This is a genomic window from Almyronema sp. (assembly GCF_052168255.1).
Lineage (GTDB): Bacteria > Cyanobacteriota > Cyanobacteriia > Phormidesmidales > Phormidesmidaceae > Sphaerothrix > Sphaerothrix epifaneia.
Genome location: NZ_JBQLZL010000027.1, coordinates 107,299 through 131,841, shown reverse-complemented (window position 1 = coordinate 131,841; position 24,543 = coordinate 107,299). Strand labels below are relative to the sequence as shown.

Annotated in this window: 20 protein-coding genes; 10 read left to right on the top strand and 10 right to left on the bottom strand. The window is 52.1% G+C overall.

Annotation, left to right across the window (positions count from 1 at the left end):
* Nucleotides 1-206, top strand: a 206-nt coding sequence (locus tag ACTS3T_RS05020) for a helix-turn-helix domain-containing protein (RefSeq protein WP_462934822.1), incomplete at its 5' end; no start/stop codon positions are given.
* A gap of 82 nt (nt 207-288) precedes the next feature.
* Here ACTS3T_RS05020 and ACTS3T_RS05015 read toward each other — a convergent pair.
* Both ACTS3T_RS05015 and ACTS3T_RS05010 read right to left on the bottom strand, forming a co-directional pair.
* A complete protein-coding gene (locus ACTS3T_RS05015) occupies nt 289-954 on the bottom strand; it encodes a Uma2 family endonuclease (RefSeq protein ID WP_377964569.1) in 666 nt (221 codons plus the stop codon).
* 28 nt (nt 955-982) lie between these two features.
* Nucleotides 983-1,786, bottom strand: a complete 804-nt coding sequence (locus tag ACTS3T_RS05010; protein ID WP_377964567.1) for an SDR family oxidoreductase — start codon at nt 1,784-1,786, stop codon at nt 983-985.
* Nucleotides 1,787-1,870: 84 nt separating this feature from the next.
* Between ACTS3T_RS05010 and ACTS3T_RS05005 the strand changes: the two genes are divergently transcribed.
* The 3 genes from ACTS3T_RS05005 to ACTS3T_RS04995 all read left to right on the top strand — a co-directional run bounded on the left by ACTS3T_RS05005 (nt 1,871) and on the right by ACTS3T_RS04995 (nt 7,410).
* Nucleotides 1,871-2,455, top strand: a complete 585-nt coding sequence (locus tag ACTS3T_RS05005) for a rhomboid family intramembrane serine protease (RefSeq protein ID WP_377964565.1) — start codon at nt 1,871-1,873, stop codon at nt 2,453-2,455.
* Between the two features lie 572 nt (nt 2,456-3,027).
* Nucleotides 3,028-5,280, top strand: a complete 2,253-nt coding sequence (locus ACTS3T_RS05000; protein WP_377964563.1) for an NACHT domain-containing protein — start codon at nt 3,028-3,030, stop codon at nt 5,278-5,280.
* A gap of 366 nt (nt 5,281-5,646) precedes the next feature.
* On the top strand, nt 5,647-7,410 hold the full coding sequence (locus ACTS3T_RS04995; protein ID WP_377964561.1) for an alpha-glucosidase family protein: 1,764 nt from the start codon (nt 5,647-5,649) through the stop codon (nt 7,408-7,410).
* A gap of 211 nt (nt 7,411-7,621) precedes the next feature.
* On the opposite strand, the gene bicA is transcribed toward ACTS3T_RS04995, so the two are convergent.
* Together bicA and ACTS3T_RS04985 are read right to left on the bottom strand one after the other, a co-directional pair.
* A complete protein-coding gene (bicA, locus tag ACTS3T_RS04990; protein ID WP_377964559.1) occupies nt 7,622-9,325 on the bottom strand; it encodes a bicarbonate transporter BicA in 1,704 nt (567 codons plus the stop codon).
* A 322-nt stretch (nt 9,326-9,647) separates the two neighbouring features.
* Nucleotides 9,648-10,943: an S-layer homology domain-containing protein gene (locus tag ACTS3T_RS04985; protein WP_377964557.1), complete on the bottom strand. Its 1,296-nt coding sequence runs from the start codon at nt 10,941-10,943 to the stop codon at nt 9,648-9,650.
* A 232-nt stretch (nt 10,944-11,175) separates the two neighbouring features.
* Here ACTS3T_RS04985 and ACTS3T_RS04980 point away from each other — a divergent pair, with 232 nt between their 5' ends.
* Nucleotides 11,176-12,456 carry a molybdopterin molybdotransferase MoeA gene (locus ACTS3T_RS04980; protein WP_377964555.1) on the top strand — a complete coding sequence of 427 codons (1,281 nt, stop codon included), beginning with the start codon at nt 11,176-11,178 and terminating at the stop codon, nt 12,454-12,456.
* Here ACTS3T_RS04980 and ACTS3T_RS04975 read toward each other — a convergent pair.
* Nucleotides 12,453-14,081, bottom strand: coding sequence for a serine/threonine-protein kinase (locus ACTS3T_RS04975; RefSeq protein ID WP_377964553.1), 1,629 nt, complete (start codon nt 14,079-14,081; stop codon nt 12,453-12,455). The genes ACTS3T_RS04980 and ACTS3T_RS04975 overlap by 4 nt on opposite strands.
* Before the next feature lie 594 nt (nt 14,082-14,675).
* Complete coding sequence (locus ACTS3T_RS04970; RefSeq protein ID WP_377964551.1) at nt 14,676-16,376, bottom strand: SpoIID/LytB domain-containing protein; 1,701 nt, start codon at nt 16,374-16,376, stop codon at nt 14,676-14,678.
* 313 nt (nt 16,377-16,689) lie between these two features.
* On the opposite strand from ACTS3T_RS04970, the gene ACTS3T_RS04965 reads away from it, so the two are divergent.
* Entirely contained in the window at nt 16,690-16,950 is a 261-nt protein-coding gene (locus ACTS3T_RS04965; RefSeq protein ID WP_377964549.1) for a ParB N-terminal domain-containing protein, read from the top strand.
* Nucleotides 16,951-17,113: 163 nt separating this feature from the next.
* Nucleotides 17,114-17,749, top strand: a complete 636-nt coding sequence (locus tag ACTS3T_RS04960; RefSeq protein WP_377964547.1) for a helix-turn-helix domain-containing protein — start codon at nt 17,114-17,116, stop codon at nt 17,747-17,749.
* On the opposite strand, the gene ACTS3T_RS04955 is transcribed toward ACTS3T_RS04960, so the two are convergent.
* Nucleotides 17,740-18,414 (bottom strand): hypothetical protein, encoded by a 675-nt coding sequence (locus ACTS3T_RS04955; RefSeq protein ID WP_377964545.1) that lies wholly within the window; start codon nt 18,412-18,414, stop codon nt 17,740-17,742. The genes ACTS3T_RS04960 and ACTS3T_RS04955 overlap by 10 nt on opposite strands.
* An 80-nt stretch (nt 18,415-18,494) precedes the next feature.
* Here ACTS3T_RS04955 and ACTS3T_RS04950 point away from each other — a divergent pair, with 80 nt between their 5' ends.
* Both ACTS3T_RS04950 and ACTS3T_RS04945 read left to right on the top strand, forming a co-directional pair.
* Nucleotides 18,495-18,752, top strand: coding sequence for a MoaD/ThiS family protein (locus ACTS3T_RS04950; protein ID WP_377964543.1), 258 nt, complete (start codon nt 18,495-18,497; stop codon nt 18,750-18,752).
* A gap of 107 nt (nt 18,753-18,859) precedes the next feature.
* Nucleotides 18,860-20,053, top strand: coding sequence for an acyl-CoA dehydrogenase family protein (locus ACTS3T_RS04945; RefSeq protein ID WP_377964541.1), 1,194 nt, complete (start codon nt 18,860-18,862; stop codon nt 20,051-20,053).
* Between the two features lie 5 nt (nt 20,054-20,058).
* On the opposite strand, the gene cutA is transcribed toward ACTS3T_RS04945, so the two are convergent.
* Both cutA and ACTS3T_RS04935 read right to left on the bottom strand, forming a co-directional pair.
* Entirely contained in the window at nt 20,059-20,409 is a 351-nt protein-coding gene (cutA, locus tag ACTS3T_RS04940; RefSeq protein WP_377964539.1) for a divalent-cation tolerance protein CutA, read from the bottom strand.
* A 38-nt stretch (nt 20,410-20,447) separates the two neighbouring features.
* Nucleotides 20,448-21,380 (bottom strand): pentapeptide repeat-containing protein, encoded by a 933-nt coding sequence (locus ACTS3T_RS04935; RefSeq protein WP_462934821.1) that lies wholly within the window; start codon nt 21,378-21,380, stop codon nt 20,448-20,450.
* A gap of 131 nt (nt 21,381-21,511) precedes the next feature.
* Here ACTS3T_RS04935 and ACTS3T_RS04930 point away from each other — a divergent pair, with 131 nt between their 5' ends.
* Entirely contained in the window at nt 21,512-22,177 is a 666-nt protein-coding gene (locus tag ACTS3T_RS04930; RefSeq protein ID WP_377964535.1) for a DUF2834 domain-containing protein, read from the top strand.
* A gap of 60 nt (nt 22,178-22,237) precedes the next feature.
* Here the strand turns inward: ACTS3T_RS04930 and ACTS3T_RS04925 are convergent.
* On the bottom strand, nt 22,238-24,543 hold a 2,306-nt coding region (locus ACTS3T_RS04925), incomplete at its 5' end, for a glycoside hydrolase family 9 protein (protein ID WP_462934820.1).

The window sequence follows — 24,543 nt, the reverse complement described above, 5'->3', positions numbered from 1 at the left end:
TAAAACAGGTTTTAGACGAATATGGCATTAGCCAAAATAAGCTAGCCGTCGCAATGGGCATCAGTCGTGCCAATGTTGGACGCTGGTATCACGGGCTAGACCCCAGTGCTGAAAATATCGTGGCAGTGACAGAAGCCTTGAAGCAAATCAATTCTGATGCTGCGAAGGATTTTGTTAGCCGCTATTTGGGTGAAATAGTCGAATAGTTTTTATGGCAAAAAACAGCGTTGAGACACTTCAATTGCTACAAGCCGCTAGACAGCAAAGCTTTCCTTCAGCCTGCTGCCCTCAGCCTTCTACCTTTAGCGATCGCCCTTGTTCGTGCCACCCTTGGCGCAAAGACCGAACCGCTTCAACTTCGTCCTCTTTCGCGATTTCTAAAAAAGCATACAGCCACGCCTTAGGCACTAGCGGAAACGTTGGGCTGGCTTCAACCTCAACATAAGCTCTATCCTGCAACGCATATATCCGCCACAGTTTGCCATTAAACCGCCAAAATTCAGGTACGCCCAGGCTGGCATAGAACTGATTTTTGGCAATATCCGTATGGGTTATGTCAATTTCGATCACCAAGTCTGGCGGTGGATCTTGGCTAAAATCAACATTGCGACCTTTCACCAAAGGCTGATTTTGAATGTAATAGGCGTTATCCGGTTCCGTTCCTTTCTTCAGCCCCGGATAGTTCATCGTCGTTGAACCCATTGTTTTGATGCGTAGCCCCATCAGCTCCACCAGCGTCAAAACAAAACGCTCTATCAAACGAGCCGCAAATTCGTGATCTTCTAGCGGCACCGTAATTTCCAAAACGCCATCATCATAGATCAACCGCGAACTACGAGACTGAGGCAGCGCCGCCAGAATCTGCAAATAAGCTCCCCAAGACAAGCCTTGCAATAAAACCCGCTGTTCCCCAATCGGTCGGTTTTCAGATTTGGGTTCCCCTATGGCAACCACTTTGCCCGTCCTCTCAACTCTTTTTAGCTTACAGCGCCGCTCTCGCCAGTGCCCACTGAGTCAGCCCCGGCAACAGACGATAAGCTTCAGTCGCGATCGCGGCTGGCCCTACCACAATTTCATCTTTGCGTTGATCTACCGCTGCCCAAATGGCCTGAGCAACGTCTTCCGGCTGGCTTACCCAAGCTTGCGAAAGAACAGCCTGCATGCGATCGCGCTGTTGATTGGCCTGCGTTTCGTCCTGGCCGCGAAACATCGCCCGCTCCATAAAGCTGCTGTTAATCACCCCCGGATGCACCGCCGCCACATGAATGCCTTTTCCTTGCAGTTCTAAACGCAAAGTCTCTGTCAGACCGCTCACCGCATACTTACTCGCACAGTAAGCCGTCATCAACGGCAGCGGCATTTTGCCACCAAAAGACCCCACATTGACAATAACGCCGCTGCCCCGCTGCACCAGATGGGGCAACAAATAATGAATGGTATGAACATAGCCCCAAAAATTGACATCCATAAGCTGGTGCCAATCTGCCAAACTCATATCGCTCACCTGCCCCGTCAGGCAAATACCCGCGTTGTTCACCAACACATCAATTTGACCAAACTCAGCCAGCGCCTTATTGACCAGCGCCTCTACCTGATCTGCCTGAGAAACATCAGTCGGCAGCGCCATCACCCGCTGCCCTCTGGCAATAATCTCAGCGGCTACGGCTTCTAAGCGATCGCTTTGTCGCGCCGCGATCGCAACGTTATAGCCCTGCTCAGCAAACAACAGCGCCGCCGCCCGACCACTGCCCTGAGAAGCCCCTGTAATTAAAACAGATTTCGTCATATGGTTTTGAAGTTGCCCACTGCTTGATTGTGGCGCAGTTTGAGCGTTGACAGACTCTATCAATAGCATCAATCCCCTACCAATATGGACACCCTAGCTCAGTACAGTTCAGAAACACTGACGCTCCACGCTCAGATTTTGGGCGGCATGGTGGCAGTTTTGTGGGGTTTAGAACTGGTTGACTCGCTGATTTTGCAAGGCGCACTCAATCGCTACGGTATCCGCCCCAGACGGCCAGCCGGACTCAGCGGTATCATTCTGGCACCGCTGCTACACGGCAACCTCAAACATCTCTCAGCCAACACCCTACCCCTGGTGGTTTTGGGCTGGTTCATTTTGCTAAGTGGCGTGCAAGATTTTGTTTGGGTAACGGCGATTGTCTGGCTGGTGAGCGGCCTTGGGGTTTGGCTCTTGGGTCAACCGCGATCGAACCATATTGGTGCCAGTGGTATTGTTTTTGGCTATTTAGGCTTTTTGCTCATGCGCGGCTATGTCGAGCGTAGCCCAGGAGCGATCGCGATCGCCGTTCTTGCAGGCTTTCTCTACGGTGGCTCCATTTGGGGAGTGTTGCCGCTGCGGCGAGGACAGTCCTGGCAAGGTCATTTGTTTGGTTTACTCGGTGGCGGCTTAGCGGCTTATTATTTGGCAGATTTAGAGCAGTGGCTATAGGGGGGGTGAGGGAGAGGTGAGATGGGGAAGGGGTGAGGTGGGGAGGGTGGGGAAGGGGTGAGGTGGGGAGGGGAGAGGAGTTTTTGGGTTGTGTGGGCAGATTTTTGGGGTATTGCTGTGGCACTAGGACACGATTCAGAGGGTTGTACCAGAGTTGATAGCGCCTATCTTAGCCGCGCATCCCTGTGCATATCTCTATGGAACTAGGACACAACTAGAAGGGTGTACCAAAGTTGATAGCGTCTATCTTAGCCGCGCATCCCTGTGCATATCTCTATGGAATTGGGACACAACTAGAGGGTTGTACCAAAGTTGATAGCGTCTATCATGTCGGCGTATCCCTCGCGTATTGCTGTGGCACTAGGACACAACTAGAGGGTTACCCTCAAAAATGATACTGCCGCCCCAAAAAGTCGCGCTATTTTGGAAAATCGCTAGCATTCTCCTTCTCCCTTCCCCACCTCTCCCTCTCCCCCATCTCACCCCTCACCCCTTCCCCACCTTCCCCACCTCTCCCCTTCCCCATCTCACCCCTCACCCCTTCCCCACCTTCCCCACCTCTCCCCTCCCCCATGACAGGAAATCAGCCCAACTCCGGATCTCCCTGGTTAGAAGAAGCTAAGAAGCTGCTCAACCAAACGCTGGTCGCTTGGGGTGTGCCTGGTGCGGTAGGGCTTTTAGCCGTACACTTTGCCAGAGAAAAAGAGTGGTGGGCGGCGATCGCCTGTCTGCTGGCCGCTGGGTTGCTGTGGCTGCTCATTCGCTTCTTTAGCCAGCTCACCCCCAGCCTAGATAAGCTTTTTCAATGGTTAGCGCTGAAGCTAGAAACGGCTGCGATCGCCTTCTGGTGGACGCTAAGCGCCAATTTCAAACAGCAATACTACCAGCGCCTGATCTATACCTATCGCAACTACCGCACACAAGGGCTAAAAACCACTGGCCCTTTCACCCTCGATCTAGAAAAAACTTTTGTGCCGCTAGGCGTCGCCCCCGAAAGCCTCAACCGCGCTGCTACCGCTATGATCCGCCAAGAAATAGCGGCTAAAAGCTTTAGCATCTGGGACTTTCTCGCCCGCATGACAGGCGAACCTGGCTTTCGTCACCTGGGTATTATTGGCCCGCCAGGTTCGGGCAAAACCACGCTGTTAGAGTTTATTGCCCTGACTTACGCCCAAAATACCTACCGTCAGCAAAACCGCAATGCACCGCGTCTGGTGCCCGTTGTGATCTACCTGCGGCAGGTGTGGGAAGAAATTGTCACTGGCGATCGCCCAACGCTGGTTGACTTAATTCAGCAACAGTTTCAGCATCAAGACAGTCTGCGCGGCTTAAACCCGCCGCCAAACTGGTTTGCCACCCAACTGCGCCGAGGCACCTGCTTGGTCATGCTCGACGGCCTAGACGAAATAGCTGAAGCCGCCTATCGACGACAGATAAGCGCCTGGGTGAATCAGCAAATTCGCACCCATCCGCAAACGCCTTTTATTGTCACCTCTCGCCCTTTTGGCTATCGGGCGGCTCCGGTAGAAGAAGTTAAAACGCTGTTGCAGGTAAAGCCCTTTACCCTGTCGCAGATTGAACAGTTTATTCAAAGCTGGTATCGCCAAAACGAAATTCGCGCCCAAGGACGAGACGATTTGGGCGTGCAGCGGGATGCGGCCTCTAAAGCTAAAAACCTGATGGAGCGCATCAAGCTTACGCCAGCGATCGCGGCGATGGCTACCAATCCCCTGTTGCTTACCATGATCGCCACAGTTCACAACTATCGCGGCGCTCTCCCCGGCAGACGGGTAGAACTCTACGGTGAAATTTGCGATGTCCTGCTAGGGCGACGGCAAGAAGCTAAAGGCATGCCCGATCGACTGACAGCAGCCCAAAAACAAGCTGTTTTGCAAAAAATTGCCCTCAACCGCATGACCAAAAAAACGCTGACATTCAAAACTGTTACGGGCATGATCTTGATTCGCGAAAAGCTCGACACGGTCACAGGCGGCACGCTCGAACCCGATGTCTTTCTCAAACAAATCGAAAACGTCAGCGGCTTGCTGGTAGAAAAAGAAGACGGCGTTTACCAATTTGCGCACAAAAGTCTACAAGAATATTTAGCAGCCGTTGAAATCAAAGAACGCCAGCAAGAATACATTCTCACCCGCACCATTGATGACCCTTGGTGGGCAGAAACCGTGCGGCTCTATGCCGCCCAAAACGACGCCAGCAACTTAATTTGGGCTGCCCTTCAGCGCCGCGATAGCGAAAATGCAGTTCAGGCTCTAACTTTAGCCTACGAGTGCTTGGCTGAAGGCTTGAGCGTACAAGCCGATATGCGCCAAGAGCTAGAAACCGTTCTAGAACGCGGCTTAGAATCGACTGAGCCAGGGGTGTTTAAACTCGCCGCCGAGGTAAAGCTAGCCCAGCGCTTGAAAAATCTCCTCCGCCTTGACGAAACCACCGAGATTGACACCCGTTTGCTTACCTGCGCCGAGTATCAGCTCTTTATCGACGAAATGAAGCTTGTAGGTGAAGATCGCCAACCCCCTCATTGGCCCAGCGATCGCTTCCAACCCGGTGAAGCAAATCAACCCATTTGGGGCGTTCGCGATAGCGATGCGGCAGAGTTTTGTGAATGGTTAACGCAGCGATCGAATGCCATTGGCGACAAATTTATTGAACAAGATGCGGCAGTTTTTGTCGGCCACTCAAAAATACGGCTACCCCATGCGATCGAAATAGAAAAACATCCTGTTGTTTTACCCAAAACAAGCAACGAAGCCCAGCTAAAACAGCAGAGCATTCGCATTGTGCGAGAGCAAGTAAACGAATATTAAAACTAGTTTAAGCAGGGTTAATTTTCTAAAGCTAAGCTAACAAATTGAGCCGTAAACACGCTTCTAACTTGGCCAAAAATCTTTTCTAATTACCACCCAATCTTCACCCAGTCAGATAGCAACTTTGGCTATAGCCTCCTACCCAATTTTAGTCATTCACCCCCTAAGGATGTAGCCCTGACTACTCAATTTATGCCCCCTGGGGGAGCCACTAATCAATAAAAATACGTCAACATGACAAACACCGCAAAGTATTAAGTGGGCGATCGCTGGATTGCGCTAAGACTCAACTAGCGATCGCTATGGCTGTAACTTGCCTATCAGTATTTTTGTGTTTTTCTAGTTGACTCGCTAAAGGATTTAAGTATGGTGACTTCTCCAGTAGACGTTGCTCAATGGTGGCGAAAACCAGTTATTAATCGACGTGCTTGGACTTGGGAAGATTCCAACGATATGCAGCACAACGGCGAATGGTGGCAACATGCCGTTATTTATCAAATTTTTCCTTGGAGCTTTAACGATTCAGATAGCAATGGTATTGGTGACCTGCAAGGCATTATTTCCAAAATGGACTATATCGCCGCTTTAGGCGTCGATGCAATTTGGCTATGTCCTATCTTTGAATCTGCCATGAACGACATGGGTTACGATGTCACAGGAATGTTAGATATCGACCCTTTATTTGGTGATTTAGAAGATTTCGATCGCTTGCTGAGCATTGCTCACTCGTTTGGCATTAAAGTGCTCGTTGATCAAGTTTGGAACCATACGTCTGATCAACACCCCTGGTTTATTGAAAGTCGCAAAAGCCAAGAAGGCGAAAAAGCAGATTGGTATGTCTGGGCTGATGCCAAACCCGACGGTTCTGCACCTAACAATTGGCTGTCTGCTTTCATGGGCGAAAGCGCTTGGGCGTGGGATGACCATCGCGAACAGTATTATTTTTATAACTTTTTGCCCAGTCAACCTGAACTTAACTGGCACAATCCAGACGTTGTAGAAGCCATTTTAGCCCGTGCTAAGTTCTGGCTAGAGCGGGGAGTAGATGGTTTCCGGCTAGATGCAGTTAACTTCTTTATTCACGATTCCCAGCTACGCGACAATCCACCCCGAGAGCAAGGTAGCCGACTTCCTGAAGGCGTAGATGCTGACAACCCTATGGTTCAGTATTGGTTTAAATACAATTTTTGCTGTGTCGAAAACCTAGACGTGATCAAACCCATTCGCGAGTTAGTTGATCAGTATCCGGGAGCCGTAACCTTAGGAGAAGTGACGCTTTGTGAAGACTCAGTGCAGCTTTCTAGCCAGTATGTTGAAGGAAACGAACGGTTGCATCTGGCTTATAACAGTGCGCTTTTAGTAGACGATGAACCCATGTCGGCTAGCTTAATGAAACGGGTTATGCAGCGCGTGCAAAACAACTTTACCCAGGGGGGGCAGTGCTGGATGGTGGGCAATCATGACTACGGTCGATTGCGATCGCGCTGGACGACGACTGATATTAACGGTCAGCCCTATCCAGAAGCGTTTTATCACATGATGGCAGCGCTATTGTTATCTTTACCCGGTGCATTTTGCTTATACCAAGGTGATGAATTAGGCTTACCCGAAGCTCAAATTCCTAAAGATATTTCTGAGGATGAAATTCGCGATCCCTTTGGTAAAGCGCTGTATCCCGTCGTCCCTGGCAGAGATGGTTCGCGGACCCCAATGCCCTGGCAAGAAGACGCTCCCAATGCAGGGTTTACAGAGGCCGAAAAGCCCTGGCTACCCATTCCTAAGCGTCACTTTTCACTGGCTGTAGATGCTCAAAACAACAATCCCGATTCGCTGCTTAACACTTGGCGACGACTGCTACACTGGCGCAAACAACAACCCGCGCTCATCGCTGGCGACTTTGAACTTTTAGAAACGGAAGAACCGCTCTTTGGGTTTGTGCGGGCTTATGCCGAGCAACGCTTACTTTGTTTGTTTAACATCAGCGGCAATCCGATTCGCTATCAGCTTGAGCGAGAGGCGAAACATGAACTCGGCATTGGTTTAGGGTTTCCGATTAATCGCAACGGTGACACGGTAGAATTACCCGCCTATGGCGTCTTTTTTGCCGATTTGCCAGTGCCCAATTGTTAAACCAGCGGCGGTTTGCCCAAAGCCTTCGCAGAAAGCCAAAGATAGCTTGTCTACTATAGGCTGTACTCACCTGCGTGAAACACTGCAATAGCTGTAAGCCGCTGACAGAAAAGCTTTCCTGCTGTCTTCCGCATTCTGCTTTTAGGTACAGAAAAGTCATCGCACCTGGCGATCGCCTCACCAGGTGCGACAGAGTGACTTTTGCCAGCTATTAAACGGTCTTGAGCGTTCCAGTAGAAGGCATTTCAACAACTTCTTCTGAATAGGTCGGATTTTGCACTGAGTTCACCGCCAACCGCAGGGCTTCCGTGCGATCCATCAACAAATGATGGGATGGGATATCGCGAAATACGCCCATTTTCTCTAAGCGTCGCTTAATTTGCCCCGCTGCCCCAACCACAAACACGTGACGACCCTTGTCAATGGCCTCTCGAATGGCATTTTCAATCGCCAGAGAAGACGTTACCCCTACATGTGGCACATCGCTCAGGTCAAGAATGAGAGCATCACAGTGGCGCATGGCGTTGTGTTCACGGGCGATCGCTTTAGCCACCCCAAAAATCATCGGGCCGCTGAGGTGAAACAATAAAACCCGGCCATTAGCCTGCTCTAGCAACGCTTTTTCTTCAGGGTTCAGCGTAATCATGTCGTCGGCATCCGTCACCGCTTTGACCGTTTCTGAGCGTAACTTGCTAAGGCGATCGATGGTGAGAATATTGGCGACAAACACACCAATACCAACCGCTGCAATCAAATCAACAAAAACGGTGAGAATGATAACCACATACATGATCGCAGCGCCCTTAATGGAAATGTTGTGGGCCCGCTTCAAAAAGCTCCAGTCAATAATGTCAATTCCAACTTTAAGGGCAATACCAGCCAAAACCGCCATTGGAATCGTAGCCGTTAAGCTCCCTGCGCCCATCACCACAACAAACAGAATAAAGGCGCGAGTTAAACCCGATAGAGCAGTTTGGCCGCCCGCCTGAATATTGACGACCGTTCCCATCGTGGCTCCGGCTCCGGCAATACCGCCAAATAGCCCCGAAGCCAGATTTCCCAAGCCTTGACCAATCAGTTCTTTGTTTGAATCATGTTCGGTACGAGTTAGGCTATCAGCCACCACAGAAGTCAGCAGCGCATCAATACAGCCCAGCATCCCCAGCACAGCCGCATCTACCAGCATCAGCCGCATCTGACTGAGGCTGAAAAAGGGAACTTGCAAAGCCGGAAACCCCATCGGGATTTCGCCAATGCGCCGAATATCCACATCCGGAAAGAGAGCAAGGGAAACTAAAGTCCCCACCACTAGCGCAATCAGTTGGGGCGGAATAAACCGCTTAACCACCGATGGCGTAAACAGCAGCAAGGCGACTGTCAAAGCAGCCAAAGACGTTTCTGCCGGATTGATCTGGCTCAACAAGCTAGGCAAGCTAGTAATCGTTCCGACGACCCCACCTTTAGGACTCGCCTGTCCCAGAAAAGGAGCCGTTTGCAAAATAATAAGAATAATGCCGATGCCAGACATAAATCCGGAAACAACCGTATAGGGCATCAGCGTGACATAACGCCCCAGCCTCAAAGCTCCCAACAAAATTTGAAACAGGCCAGCCAGCATCACAACGGTAAACGCCATCGCTAACCCGTTGTCGGGGTCGGCTGCGGTCAAACTGGCGATGACCGTAGTCATCACCACAGTCATCGGGCCTGTCGGCTCAGAAATCAGCGTGGGCGTGCCACCAAACAAAGCGGCAAAAAAACCGACCAAAACCGCTCCCCAAAGACCAGCAGCAGCTCCGGCACCTGAAGCCACACCGAAAGCAAGGGCCATCGGCAAAGCAATAATAGCGGCGGTCACACCTCCAAAGATGTCACCGCGAACGTGTCTGAAATTAATACGATTTGTGAGTTGCATAGAAGTTGCCAGCGTTCGTCATAAACTCATAGCCACACCGCCTGCAAACAGCTCCTTGAGGAAGCGATTGCTTTGCTTGGATTTACAAAAGTCTATGTGGAAAAAATAATTAATTGACCAGAGTCTATGCAAGCAGCATATCACTTTTCTCGGATAGGGAGCTAAACTTTTAATTTGCGATCGCTAATCTTTTGGTCAACTCAGCCTTATCAAATCACCGTCTCTAATCAAAAAAACCGCCCCTGACAATCAAGGGCGGCTTCACCAAATTATGGAGCGATCGCGAGAGGCGATCGCTGCTTGAGCTTAGTAGGCTAGACGGCTATTGCACAGCGTTAACATACAGGTCAGAAATAACTCGCAGATCGATCTGATTGGGTTGAATCACCACAACCGCATTTTGCGAAGTCGTGTTGTCACTGCCAGTAATTACCTGACCAATCAAACCACCTAAGTCACGATTACCCAAAATACCGCCCACAATTGATTCAGCCGCTGCGGTTACCAGCGCACCTTGAAGCGTACCGGGGCTAACATTTTCAGTGGCCGCAATCGGGCTAGATTCCGCGCGAATATCATACGTGCGATCGCCTACTGTCAACCGATCGGCTACATATTTAGCTGCTGTAATCGAAGACCCTTGAATACTAACGGGTACAATTCGTCCCTGAATCGCACTGCCCACTGGCACTAACACCTGACCGTTGGCGTTGCGAATGGCTTCTTCCACTTCTAGAGCGATCGCCACTGTTTGCCCCGGTGCCACAACAATATCCACATCTTGCGTGCTGGCATTGGGGTAGCGCACATTGATGAGCGTATCAGCCCCTATGCGTAGGTTGTTATTTTGCCCAGGCGTAGTCGGGTTTGAGCCAGAATTCGACCCCGTATTGGTACCCGATGGCGTATAACCAACAATATAATCAGCGGCGTTGATATCCTCTGCTAAAGCTGGGAGTTGCCCTTGAGCCACCAAAGCCTGATAAACAAAAGCAGCCACATCAGCACGGGTCGCCACCTGCTGAGGGTTGAGCAAATCGGTGTTGGGATAGCTCACAACCAGTCGGCGCTGGGTAGCCGCCGCCACTTCATCCTGCGCATAATCAGGAATTTGACCTTCATCGCTATAAATGTCTAAGGTTTCATTTACAGAACCGTTAGCGCTGAGGCCCAAGCCATTGACCAGAGAAACCAACACCTGAACTCGAGGAATTTCCTGAGCAGGTTGAAAAGTACCATCGGGATAGCCCGATAAAAACCCGTCAATATAAGCGTTGCGAATGGCTTCACTGGCCCAATAGTTTGTCGGCACATCTGGGAAGCTACGGGCACTCCGCGTTGACGCCTGGTCGAAAGCCTTTTGCACAATGGCCGCAAACTGTGCCCGCGTCACAGGCTGATCGGGCTTAAAGGTACCATCCGGAAACCCAGCGATAATATTTTCAGACGCCAGTCGCTCAATAAAAGGACGCGCCCAATAACTAAAACTAACATCTGAAAAGTTAGCTTGCTGAGCCGTTGCTGGCGCTGAAATTACAATAGGAGCAGCCGCCCCAGCCAGCATACCCACAGCCGCCAGTACAGCACTGCCCGATTGCCAACTTGCAAATTTAGACATAGGATTCTATTCTCCAATTTTTACTAATAGAGTTGTTCGATCTAGAGAGCAGGCACGCGTTTAACCGCTGTCGTCTCTTAGGTAGATCACTCAGAAGACACAGCCTGTCTATGATGATTCTTTTGTTCGATCATATACAGTGTGGCTTTAAGTAACTTCCTACTAAAGAGTGATCGATAAGAAGCCTAAAAAGTTTCAGCTTGAGTAAGAACACTGACTAACCCTACCTAAAATGCTGTCTGCCTCCGAAGCGGAATCACTTATTCTCAACCTAGTTCAACCTCTTGATGCCAACCGCGATCGCCAAAGGGTACCTCTCCCCGCTGCTGTCGGTCGCATTCTAGCGGCAGACGTTAGCAGTCAGCTCGACTTTCCCCACTGGGACAATTCAGCAATGGATGGCTATGCGGTGCGCTCTGCTGACGTGCAGACCTGCACGGCGACAGCCCCCATTACCTTAGAAGTTATTGAAGACATTCCCGCCGGAACTCCGCCGCAAAAAGCGCTTCAGTCTGGTCAAGCCGCCCGCATTTTGACCGGATCAATGCTGCCCACGGGGGCAGATACGATCGTCATTCAGGAAAATACTCAGCGACAGGGCGATCGCGTTGTTATTTTTAGCCCACCTGAACCCCAAGCCTTTGTCAGACGGCGAGCCAGTTTTTATCGAGCAGGTGAACCCCTGCTGCCAGCCGGAATAGCGCTACAGGGGCCAGAAGCGGCCGTTCTCGCGGCGGCTCAGTGTACAGAAATTCCGGTCTATCGACGACCCAAAGTGGCGATTCTTTCCACTGGCAACGAACTGGTAACGCCACACGATTCTTTAAAGCCGGGGCAAATTGTCGATTCTAACCAGTATGCCTTGGCTGCTTTGGTACAACTGGCAGGGGCAGAACCGCTGAGTTTGGGCATCATCCCGGATGAGCCACAGGCGCTCAAAACCGCGATCGCCCAAGCGATTACCCAAGCCGACATGGTGCTTTCTTCCGGGGGGGTTTCCGTAGGCGACTATGACTATGTCGATCGGATTTTGAGCGAACTGGGGGCTGATCTACAGATTCGTGCTGTCGCGGTTAAACCGGGTAAACCTTTGACGGTAGCCACCTTTGCCCCCCAACTACAGCCACCACCGCCAGGGGCTACCGAGTCGCACCGTATCCTTTATTTTGGCCTTCCGGGTAATCCTGTTTCAGCGTTGGTCGGCTTCTGGCGGTTTGTCGAACCAGCCATTCGCAAGCTTTCCGGGTTGGCTGCCCACTGGCGACCCGTAATAGTACCCGCGCGATCGCAGCATCTCCTCAAAGCTGGCGGCCAGCGCGAAACTTACCTTTGGGGGCAGCTTCGCGCCGACGCCAGCGGCTTGTTGTTTAGCGTCTCAGGCGGTAGCCACAGCTCTGGCAACTTAATTAACCTGGCTCAGGCCAACGCGTTGGCTATTGTGCCTGTGGGGCAAACGCAAATTTTAGCGGGAGAAACGGTACAGGTGATGAAAGTTTATCGCCCCCTAAGCTAGCCCTGCAAAAGCCCTCGCTTACCGTTTGGATAAATCGTTGCCCAGTTGGTACGCGCCATTGATAGCTGATCCTGGCTGATTTGGGCTCCGGTTAGATCCGCGCCGCAGAGATTGGCTCCGCGCAGATTAGCATTGGTCAAACACGCCCCTGTCAAACACGCCCCTCTGAGGTCAGCCCCTTCTAAATTGGCGTAGTTGAAATAAGCCCGCTCTAGTCTGGCATTTTTCAAGCTGGCCTGCACCAGGTTGGCTCGCCCTAAATTGCTGCTGGATAAGTCGGCTCCTTGAAAGTTGACACCTTGAAGCTGCGACTGGGCAAAGTTACATTCGCTCAAATTGACGCGTGATAGGTTCAGCTTCCCTAGCGACTGCATAGAAAAATCACGCATACCCTTGACATAGTAGGTCTTGATATCATCAGCAGTGAGATAGCCCGCTTTTTTGAGCGATCCCGAAGACGGATCGCCTAACTGCGGGCGATCGCCATAGCCCATACTAGCCGAACGAGATCTGAGGCTACCGCGACCCCGACCTACACCCGTCGTACCACTTTTGGTAGATGAGCGCTCCCGCCGCGCCCGAATAGCCGCCGCCATGCGAGAAGTCGGCGAAGACGGGGAAGTAACATCGCTTAAAGAGCCGGACGTACCACCACTGCTAGGCCCTGAACCCGTCAAAGGGCCACTGCTGGGCTGAACAGCCATGTTTTGCGCCAGACTCTCTAAATATGGCTCTAAATCCAAATCGCGTAGAATCGCTTCTGCTGACTGGTAGCGATGACGCACAGAAATATCCAACATTTTTTCGAGCACCTTAGCAAAATGCTCACTGACATGAACCTGCTCCCGCCAGAGCAGTTCACCCGTTGTCGGATCGTAGTCTAAGTCTTTTGGCGATTTGCCCGTCAGCAAATAAACACAGGTTACGCCAATAGCATAAATATCGCTGGCGTAGACTGGGCGCATGGCCATTTGCTCTGGGGGAGCATAGCCAGGGGTACCAATGGCATAGGCCGTAAGGGCAGTTTGCTCTGAGCTATTAGCCTTAGCGATATTGACTTTGTCTTTAACCGCGCCAAAGTCGATTAGCACTAACTTCTTATCCTGCTCCCGCCGAATTAAATTAGCAGGTTTAATGTCGCGGTGGATAATTTGATAGCTGTGAACATATTGCATCATCGGCAGAATTTCGCTGAGAAACTGCCTCACCCCTGCTTCGCTAAAAGCGCCGCCGCGCTTAACTTCTTGCTGCAGCGTAGCGCCGTTGATAAACTCTTGGACGAGAAAGAATTCCTGGTGCAACTCAAAATAATCGAGCAGTCGGGGTAGCTGCGGATGGTTGCCAATTTTGCCCAGAATTTTTGCTTCTCGCTGAAACAGCTCGCGCGCCATTTGGAGCACATGGGGAGAGTCGGCTGAAGGCTGAAGCTGCTTAACAACGCAGGGCGGATGTCCGGGTAAAATTTCGTCTCTGGCTAAAAAGGTTGCACCAAACCCACCTCGACCAAGGGCTTTGATAACGCGATAGCGATCGCGTATCAGAAGAGACGTGCCACAAGCCTGACACTGCATGACCGATGCAGGATTTCTAGGCTCAGGACAGGCTGGGTTGATGCAGTAACTCATGCAGCCTCGCTTAACTTAAGATTCGTACTGATGGCAATCACTAGCAATACAAAAAGCAACTGGGCATACAAACTTATATTTCCTAAGAATGATTGACTATGCACCGGGAAGCTCTGCGTAATGCCAGATTACTTCAATTATTCCCTGATTCGAAGAGGGGTAAAGTGCCCTATTCCTCGTTCTCCTAGTGAAGAATTCATGAAAAAACTGCCCCATATGTAAATCTTTAAGGAAATACCCTTAATTAGGCTCAAAATCAGTACTTAGAGCATATCTCAATCTAAATTTTTCTGATAACTCTGCAACGCTAATCGGTTTCGTTCAGTTCAATAGTTTGCATTTAGACGAGCAACAGATGGGTTGAGCCGCACCCGCCGATGAAGATCCCCCCAAGGGATGAACTGGCCACAGGGATCGATCGCTACAGATGAAGACAAAAAGCAGAGGGCAGCCGGAAGGCTTTTCTAGCAGCGGCTTGTAGTAGGCGTCTGAAGCTGAGTGGCTACAGGCATCGGCGCTGCCTTGACCGTCTGATTGTTAGCAGACCAAGACAGGACAGAGGTCGGGTGCAGCGATCGCCCAAGCTCAGGCTGTTTATTCAGATGCGGGCAAATCGGGTGAACCGGGTGAGGCAGAAGGCTGTCGCCAAAACGTGAGTTCACGGCTGATGGGCTTTAACTCGGTGTTGGGATAATAAAACTGCACAATACGGGCGGCACTCCAGCCTAACTCTCCTAGCCGATAGGCTCCTGTTTGGCTCATGCCAACGCCATGCCCCCAACCGCCGCCAACAAACTTATAACCCTTAAGCACTGGCGCAGGTGTACTCGCTGCGTTCTCTGCTGGGGCGGCGTAAACCGGATCGATATAAAACAGCAGGCTACGCGGCGCTGCCAAAGCCCGAATAATCTCGTCTTTGGCGAGTTCAACCACACCCACATCGGTTTGAATAGCCAGCTTTTGAATTCTTCCTCCGGTCGATCGCTCGGTGACTTGTAACTGGCTGACCTGGGTTAAGTTTGCCAGTGGGTGCTGCTGCCTTTGCAGATAGGTTTTAAGGTCTTGGGCAATTTCGGTGAGGTCACTCTCGGCTTGCCAGCGAAATAGATCCCAATCGTCTTCGTTAAACCCTTGGTCGAGAGCCAAAAAAGCGCGAATATTGGCTTCTGCCGACAGCGGCTTTTGACTGAGGTTCCAAACGGGCTGCACCGAATCAATCACTGACTGCAGGTAAGGGCGATCCGCACCGTTCCATACATCACTAAACTTAGCTGTGACGCCGCCCGTTGTCGAAGAGTAGAGGGCGTCGATCAGTTCATTTTCGTAAGTCAGCACCAGACCTTGTGTGGCTGCGATCGCGCGATCGCTCGCTTCAGCCGCGCCGCTAATACCAAAATAAACTTGACACTGGGTATCGGCACACAGTTGATAGTCGTCGATGGCAAAACGGCGCAGGTTCCGCAACGCATAGGTACGCGCTAAAATCGCCTGCGCTTCAATGGTGCTAGGTGGGGCACCTAGCCCAATTTCGTAAGGCACCACCCCGCGTAGATAGGTTTCAATCGGCACCTCATTGACCAGGGTATAGGTGCCATAAGCATTCGGCTGCAGCATTAAGTCGCCGCCATATAAGCTGCGATCGCGTGGGCCTTCTCCGGCGACCACCCGAATGCGGCGGTTGGGGGTGGTTATTTCAAAGCGATCGCGGTTGTAGCGATAGCCATTGGCAATAAACGCCGCCTTGGGGATGGCAGTAACGACTTCGCTATCCAAAAACACCTGATCAAAGCCGCGACTCTGCACATTTTTTAGCAGTAGCCGCCGCAATAACGGGGTTGAATAAACCTCTCGCTTGGCCCAAACTTGCCAGCTACTCGGCTGAGCAATTTCGACCTCAATGCCGCGATCGCGCCACTGGTTAGCGCTATCTTCCGCGCTTTCAAAGCTGCGGTGAGAACTCAAAACAACCCGCTCTTGCAGCGCTGGTTTGGGTAAAGGCTGAAGAGCGATATCGAGTTTAGCCTGAGGGGCAGAAACGGTTTGGGTTTGGGCACCTGTTTTAAAGGTGAGGGTTAATAAGCCTTCTAAAGGTTCAACGATTAGCTCATCGTCTTCAGCTTCGCCAAAGCGCTGCACCACGCCAACGCGAATTTCAGGATTTTGCGCTGTTTGAGCCAGAGCCGATGGGTTGCCCCCGCCAGCCGCGATCGCGCCAGTGGTTACAGCAGCCCCTACCAGCCAAAAAAGCGACTGGCGCACCGTCGATTGAGGCAACTTTTTTAGCGAAAATAGCATATTAATCAGCAAAAAGAGGTCTAGCTAACCAGCAGTGGCTAAGCCCAGCTAGCAGCATTTTAGCCTAACGTTCTATGCAGATTTTTTTCAGGTTTTCACGGCTGCAAACAACCACACTATAGCTAAAGGTAGAAGGCGAGGGCTGAGGGCTGAAGGACAGCTTTTATCAACGTCTCAGGCGGGTGGCTACAGCGGTGCCCCCTCAGTCAGGCGCATAGACGATAGACATGCCGGATTAAAGCAGGGAATTTTAATTCAAAACAAACTCATAACGAGTATGATAAAGAAGTGCAAGTTATGAGTTTGCCAGTCTATGCGAATTGAAGAAATTCCTATTCAAGCGATTCGGCGACCCCTGTTTCGCCAAAATGATCAGGCGAAAGTAGCGGCGCTAATGCACTCTATTCAAGCTGTTGGCCTGCAAGAACCGATCGACGTGCTAGAGGTAGAAGGGCAGTACTACGGCTTTTCGGGTTGCCACCGTTACGAAGCTTGCAGTCGCCTGGGGCACGAAACGATCCGCTGTCGCGTGCGCAAAGCCCCCCGATCGGTTTTGAAAATGCATTTGGCCTGAGTGAGCGGGGCAGATTTGGCTTTATCGTAAGTAGGTAGCCAACCCCATTTACACCAGGTTTGACGCCCCGTTTCAGCCTGAGCAATGCTTTAATGCTAAGTTTTGGCGGCAGCGTCAACCAGGGCGAAAAGGGGTTGCTGAGGGAAAATGAGTCAACAGGGTTATGGTTCAGGGCGATCGCACAGATTTACTGCGGCAACTAATGCAGCAGGCGGGAATTTCTAGCTTTAAGGCATTGAGTCAGCAAGCCCATGTTTCGCCCTGGCAGGTACGGCAACTGCGGCAGGGCAATATTGCCCACATGCGTTTGCAGGTTCTAAGGCAGTTGGCTGAGGCTTTAGGGCTGAGTTTGGCAGATTTGCTAACCGCGTTTATGCCCTCAGCCATCCAATCAAACCCTGGATCCGCCACCTTAGCCGCCGAATATCAGCGGCTGCAACAGCAACTCAGTGAGCAAAAGCAGCAGCTAAAGCAAAAATTTCAGCAAGAGAGCCTCGACGCTCTAGAGGCTTGGCTTTTAAACTGGCCAACAGCCGCCTACGCCGCTCAAAACAATCCTCAGATTCCAGCTACACGGTTGCTTCCTCTGGTTCGCCCGCTAGAGACTTTGCTGGCAGACTGGGGCGTTGAGGCGATCGCTGCGGTAGGGGCCGAACTGGCTTATGATCCCCAGCAGCACCAGCTCATAGACGGCAGCGCCCAACCGGGTGATCTTGTGAGAGTGCGCTATGTTGGCTACCGCCAGGGGGACAAGCTTCTGCACCGGGCTAAGGTGAGTCCGCTCTCAGCTCAGGTGTAGACAACATAGCCGCAAATACCCACCAGGCTACCTGCTGGCGTTAGGGCGATCGCCAGTCGCGGGAAAACACAGCCACCGTTATCATCGCTCAACGGATCTGAGCCAATACTGACAAAAGCAGGGCTTTTGAGTTCAGGTTGGCTGTGAAACCAGTTGATTAAATTGCGCCAAGCCTGTCGCGTTTCGGCTTCTCGTTTAGCCACCCGTTGCCAGCCGTTTGCTGACGGGACTAGCGGCTCGATGACGATTTCAGCCACCGGGTAAATGGTGCCACCAAAGGCCGCCCGAATCACAGCTTCATTCAGGCGTTCTGGGGCAGGCGCATCTCGCGCAGCCGTGACAAAGAAAGGGCGAAAATAGTCTTCTGATTCTGAACCAAAGCCTACCGCAATCCCATCCATAATTTCACTGGCCTGATGAGCTAGCCGCCAGCATTGCGCTAGCTCGGCTGCGTCGTGGTTATGTTCCACCGTTGCATCAGCACGGCTAATCAAACCGCAGGAATAGGCGACGGTTTGAGTTGAGATGCAGTTGTGCGGCCACTCTCCCTGCGGATCGTGCGGATCGTCTGTCTCTACGCCGATGCCGTAGGTTTCCATACATTCTTGAAAGGGTCTGAGCCGTTCTGGATCAAGGTGACAGTCATTGACAACGCGATCGCTCATAAAGGGTTCTCAGGCGTTTTAGGCGGACTAGACTCGAATGGAATAGCGTCTTCTAGGATGGAAGAAAACCGTTAGCTTTTATGGTCAATTCTGCCACTGTTACTGTCAAACTGTTTGCCGCTTATCAAGACGCCTACGGTGTCCCGGAACTAACGCTACAGCTTCAACCCGGAACGCCCGTAGCAGCCGTTCGCGATCGCCTGATTGCCGAACATCCTGAGCTAGCCCAGTGGCGAGATCTGACCCGTTTTGGCGTCAACCTTCAGTTTGTTGAAGCGCATACGGCGTTGCAAGATGGCGATGAAGTGGTGTTGATTCCACCTGTGAGCGGTGGCTAGCCAACAAACAAATAGCGGCGGCTGGCGTTTTTTGAATTCCCGGTTTGTTCTCGTTCCTGGCTTAGCGTGGCCTTATTCAACCAGGCAATTCATAGCCAGGAGTGCAGATGGTGAAATCGCAACTCGCTTTTCAACCCCCGGTCAAAGACTATCTTGCCGTAGCGCGGCAAGTTGCCCAGTCGCTAGCAGAAACAGCCGTAGCCCGCGATCGCAGCGCCGACCTACCCCACCAAGAAGTTCGGCTTTTAAAAGAATCTGGGCTGCTTTTGCTGCCAGTGCCCCGGCACTATGGCGGCGTTGGAGCAACCTGGCCAGAAACTTACCGCGCCTTGCAAACCATAGCCCATGCCGAGGGGTCTACCGCTCAGCTCTATGCTAACCACATCTCCTTAGTGGCGTTGGCTGAAGTGATGGGTCGCCCCGGTCAAGCAGAATTCTATTACCGCCTAACGGCTGAGCGTAATCTGTTTTGGGCGAACGCGCTCAACGGACGCGATGCCCGCTTACACATCACCCCCGTCGATAATCATTTTCGCCTTAACGGGGTTAAAAGCTTTGGCACAGGCATGGCCGTAGCCGATATGCGGGTAATCGGAGCAAAGCAAGCAGGCATCGACCCGCCCATTGTCTGCGTGCTGCCCTCCGATCGCGATGGCATTGTCTACAACGATGACTGGCAGAATATGGGGCAGCGCTGCACCGCCAGCGGTAGCTATCGCTTTCAAAATGTTTTCGTTCAAGCCGAAGAACTAATGGGGCCACCCCCGTTGCCAGACAGTGCCTTGCCGACGCTCATTTTTCTAATTGCCCAGCTTGCCAAAACCTATACCTATCTGGGGCTGGCGGAAGGGGCTTTACAAGCGGCCAAAAACTATACCGCTACGCAAACGCGCCCTTGGATAGATGCCGGGGTCGATCGCGCCACCCATGATCCTTATATTTTGAAGCACTATGGCGAACTGTGGACTCAGCTACAGGCGGCGATCGCCCTGAGCGACCAGGCCGCAGCAAAAGTGCAGGCTGGTTGGCAGCAAGGTCTAGCGCTAACCTTTGAAGAACGGGGCGACATCGCGATCGCCGTGTCTGCCGCCAAAGCCTTTGTGACCCAAGTAGGGCTAGCTATCTGCAACCGAATGTTTGAAGTCATGGGCGCTCGTGCCACGGCAGCCCACTACGGCTACGATCGCTACTGGCGTGACCTGCGCACGTTTACCCTGCACGACCCGGTAGACTACAAGTTCAAAGCAGTTGGCGATTGGCTGCTAAACGGGCAGTATCCCCTTGCCAGCCAGTATTCATAAGGGGGCTAAGCCTGTTCACCTGACGTTTCAGCGCTGCCAACTGCTTTTACCTGGTTAGTCAACCACTCCAGGTAAGCGGTAGTCCCTGCTTCTATGGGCAGCGCAATCACCTCTGGCACTTCGTAGCTGTGTAGCTGCTGGACACGAGCAGCCAAGGCCGAAAACTGGGATAGGTCAGTTTTAATCGTCAACTGCCACTCTGCATCTTGATGCAGATCTCCTTGCCAGCAATACACCGATTGAATAGGGGCAATGCTAACGCAGGCTGCAAGCTGTTCTTTAACCAGAGCAGTCGCGATCGCGTTAGCTTCTGCCTGTGAACTTGCCGTTACCAATACCACACCCGGTTGAACCATAATCGAGCCGCAAGCTAAAACAGCAAAGGGGCTGAGCGCTAACCCACAGCCGGAACCTGGGGAGGCTCAGCCAAGGGGTAAGCCGCTAGCCAACAGGGCAAAGTCGCCCCTGATAGGTCTGTTTCGTGGAGTTGGGCTTCAGCGAGAGAAGCTTCATCCAGATTGGCCTGGGTGCAGTCGGCGCGGCTGAGATTAGCGCGATCGAGACAGGCATTTCGCAAGTAGGCTTCAGTCAGGTTAGAGCCGCTGAGATTGGCATCAGCCAAATTTACCCCTTTAAGGCTGGCATAAGCCAAATTAGCGATCGCCAGGTTAGCCCCCTGCAAGTTAGCCCCGTTGAGCTTAGCCCCACTCAAATTGACGCCGCTGAGGTTTAAGGCTTGCAAGTCTAGACCGTTGAGGTAAGCCCCTTCAAGGTTGACGCTGTCTAAGCGGGTTTGATCGAGGGCTGCGCCGCTCAGCCGAGCGCCCGCTAAATTTGCCCAGGCTAAGTTGGCATCGGTCAAATCAGCCCCCCGCAGGTTGACACCTTGGAGGTTAGCGCCACAGAGATTGGTGCGGCTAAGATTGGCATCTCGTAAATTAGCGCCCTGTAAGTTAACACCGCTGAGGCGCGCCCCCGTCAAGTTAGCCTTAACCAAAAAGGCTCCCTTCAGATTGGCCTTGGTTAAATCGGCTGAAATGAGCTGACTTTCACTCATTTTGACGTAGCTCAGATCAGCCCAATGCAGCTTGGCCTGATTGAGGTTGGCTTTGGTTAAAAAAGTGCGTCTGAGATAGGCTCCCGTCAAATTGGCTTTCGCTAAATTGACAGAAACCAAAATGCGACTATCTAAATTTGCTCCATAGAGATGAACCCCTTCAAATTCGCGATATCCAGACTCATACAGTTCTAGAAAATAGCTAACATGCATGGAATGATAGCGACGGATTGATCGATAGAGAGGGAGGTCTAGCAGGGGAATGAACACAATAAATCCCCAAATTGATTAGGCTAAGACAGGTTTTCTGCGTACATACACAACCGTAGACGGCAATCCTAGCCTTTGCGGGTCACACTTTAAGTTGATTGATAATTCAGTGAGAAACTTATTAGTCACTCATGGTTAGACAAATTAGCTTCATGCTTCTATGGGTTGGGTTCAGTTTTTACGCCTTTTTGCTAGCCCCAGCCAACCAGCCAGACACCTTTGAACTGATTCAGCGACTTTCCACGGGTGACTGGGCTGGTATCAATCCGCTGGTGGTAGCGCTATTTAACCTCATGGGGGTTTGGCCGCTGGTGTATGCCTGTGTGGTGCTAATTGATGGACAGGGTCAAAAACTGCCAGCTTGGCCGTTTGTCGTCGGTTCGTTTGGGGTGGGGGCTTTTCTGCTGCTGCCTTATCTGGCGTTGCGGCAACCGCAACCTACCTTTACGGGAGAAAAAAGTGTATTGCTCAAGCTGGTAGACGCTCGCTGGCTGGGTGTGGGGCTGGCGATCGCGGCTTTTGGGCTACTGGTCTATGGGTGGAGTCGCGGTGACTGGAGCGATTTTGTCCAACAGTGGCAAACCAGTCGCTTTATCCATGTGATGAGTTTGGACTATTGCTTACTGTGGCTATTGTTTCCGGCGCTGCTAGGAGATGACATGACCCGGCGGGGTATAGGCGATCGCCGCTGGATCTGGCTGCTGATGCTGATTCCGGTGCTAGGGGCTGCCATTTACTTAGTGATTCGCCCACCTTTGCCCAGCAAAACGGCTCAGCCAGAAGCGGCAACCGTTTGAGCAAGGCTTTAGCAGCCCAACCTGCCGCCTGATTGGGTTAATAAGCTGGCGTTGCCGACCCTAAGGCGCTAAGGCTTCGCGGGCTGCTAAATACCCCCGTGCATAAGCCGCTGGCCCTATGGTTTGATGAATTGTAAACTCACTGACAGCCGGGTACAGAAAAATATCGGTATAGGCTTCGGCGGTGGGCCATTTCCAGGGGCTAGGCGACATGTGGTTAACCAAAAGTCGTCTGGGTACCCAGTAATTGTTGAAGCGCCACAAGTCGATTGGGCCATAAACGGTAATGCCGGGGGGAGGGGCTTGCCCGGTGACGCGGGCATCAATGACCAAGGGATGTTGGGGCGATCGCTGACCTAACCCGGTGGTATAAACCAGGTTATCGGGGTTAGCCCCTGCCGAGAATTGATTCGCCAGCACCCCTGCTTCTAAATACTGGCGATCGCCGGTGAGAAAATGTGCCCGCAAAAGCTGAGTCGCCTCCGGTGCGCCAAAGCTACCGCCCCAGCCAACATTTTCATAAGCGTCAAACTTGCTCCAGCCAAAGCCTGTGCCGTTGACAATTTCAACCTGGTTGTCGGCGATCGCCAGTAGCGCCGCTTTCGCATTTTGCTGCACTTCAGCATTGACCGGAAACTGACTCAGGCGGCTATAGACAAAGGCAGCGTTAATCTGGTCGTGGCTTTTCCCTTTCCAGGCGGGCGCTTGCGGATCGCTAAATACGGTTGTGGCTAAAAACAGGTCGTGCCAGCGGCGATCGCCCGTTAAGCGATAGAGTTCAACAGCCGCCAAATTACGTTCACTGCGAATTCGCCAGTCCACCTCTTCTGCCTGGGCGTATTCGGCTTCAGCCCACTCCATTGCCCGCACCGCACTGCGACGATAGGCTTCGGCTCGATTCGCCTCATAGCGGCTCACCACACTCGCTGCCTGGGCGGCTACGCCCGCATAAAGATAGCTAGACCACATATCGGGGGCATAAACGAACGCATCTGAAGGTTCTTGCCAGCTAGCGGCAAAGTTAGAAGGGCCTTGTGCCGACTCAATCCCACCGCTTATGCCGCCATCTTCAGCTTGTAAGCGCCGAAAAAAGTCTACGTTCCACAGAGCTTCATCCACCACATCGGGTAGGGCATTGTCAGATTCGGGTAAATTGAGGTCTACTCTGGCAAAGTAAGCCGGGAAAAGCTCTGCCAACTCTAATAGCTGCCGCGAAGCCTCCACATGCTGAATCCGGCGATCCCAATCGCCCGCATCAAACCAGCCACCCCACGCCTGCGGAACTAGCTCCCCCGTATTGCCAGCCTTTAAGCCGTCTCGCGTTCCTGCCTCGCCCAAGCCCAGCCCTTCCCCACTTTCCAGCAGCGTGTAGGTAGACTGATAAAACTTCATGCCATCCTCAGGATGAAAAGACCGGGGGCGCTCGAAGTCGGTATACGGGCGTTCTAGCGCAAGGCCGCTGCGTTGGTGATATAGCCCCCGTACAGTGGTGTAAAAGGCTGATCGCCAGACAGTTTCACCTACTTCAAAGGGAAAAGAACAGCCAATCGTCTCCACACACAGCCGATAGGTACCTGCCCGGTTAAAGTCGCTAAAGTCCATTTTGTAGACCGGGGTGCCGTTATAGTTACGGCGTTTGTCGTCTGAGCGATTGGCTGCCAAGTTCAAAACGGTTGTGCCCGTATACACCTTGGCCGCAGAGGTCTGATCGACTAGCCAAAAGCTCAGTCCTTCCCCATAGGCCAAGCCCTCGCCACTCCCCAACCAGGTGGATAAAAAGCCCACCTTCGCCGGGTCATCAGGCCGAAATCCTAGCTGCGAAACATGTACGGCTTCGCTAAAAACCCGATCGGGTAAGTATTCAAACTCAACCGCATCTAGCCCTAGTTTTGCCAAATCAACGGTATAGGTTTCGCCAGCCACCAAGTCATCCGGCATGTCTAAAAAAACGGTATGCGCCATTGGCCACTCAAACTGCCAAGGACCGACCCAGGCCATATCGGTAGGCTTGCTTTTGCGGTAGACCGCCTCAGGGACGCTTGTCGTCGCGCGACGACCTGAAGCAGTTACGGAGTAAGTTTCTGGCTGATCGGCCACCTCCGTCTCTAGCGCCTCGCCTGAAAACTGGTCAAACTGGGTCAATACCTCTTTATTGCGGCCAACAACGGCTCCAATCAGTTGACCATCCCGCTTTAGCCAGCCGTTATTTTCCTGAGCAATGCGATCAGACACATCAGCAACATAAGGCACTTGCCCGCCTTTTTCAATTTTGCCCGTCTCAATTTGAATGGCTAGGATGTCAGGTCTAACGACGTACACTTGAGTCACCCGAGGCTGATCAGTCTCGACGACGGGCAGTTGAGCGA